General features: G+C 42.1%; 1 protein-coding gene. It reads right to left on the bottom strand.

Annotated features, from left to right (window positions below):
- On the bottom strand, positions 1-330 hold a 330-nt coding region (locus E1189_RS03370), incomplete at its 3' end, for an ankyrin repeat domain-containing protein (protein ID WP_196221149.1).
- Positions 331-380: the final 50 nt, after the last annotated feature.

The raw sequence follows: 380 nt of genomic DNA, 5'->3' as shown, positions 1-380 counted from the left end.
TGTTTTATTCAGGTCTGCCCCTGCGTTCACCAAAACCTGAACTACCTTGGCATGGCCATTTTGAGCTGCAGGAAAAAGGCTATGAACGGGCCCACCATTTAATCCACTGATAAACTGGTTATTAACATTAAATCCTTCAAGATCCAAAAAATACTTCACGGCATCTACATTGCCTTCACGGCAGGCTGCCAGAAAATCATGTTCATCACCATACTTTCTAGCTAGCGCAATTGAACACTCACCCTTGGCTAATGCGTTTGCACAAAACCCGAAAATAAAGAAGAAAAAACTCACGTAGAACCACCGCTGTTTCTCATAGATTCTTAACATGATTCACTCTACGAACCATTACTATCAAGAGAATAGAAGGTATGGCAGCC

It is taken from the genome of Parendozoicomonas verongulae (genome assembly GCF_009711465.1).
Taxonomy (GTDB): domain Bacteria; phylum Pseudomonadota; class Gammaproteobacteria; order Pseudomonadales; family Endozoicomonadaceae; genus Sansalvadorimonas; species Sansalvadorimonas verongulae.
Note: the sequence above shows the minus strand (reverse complement) of the source record. Positions and strands in the feature narration are given on the sequence as shown.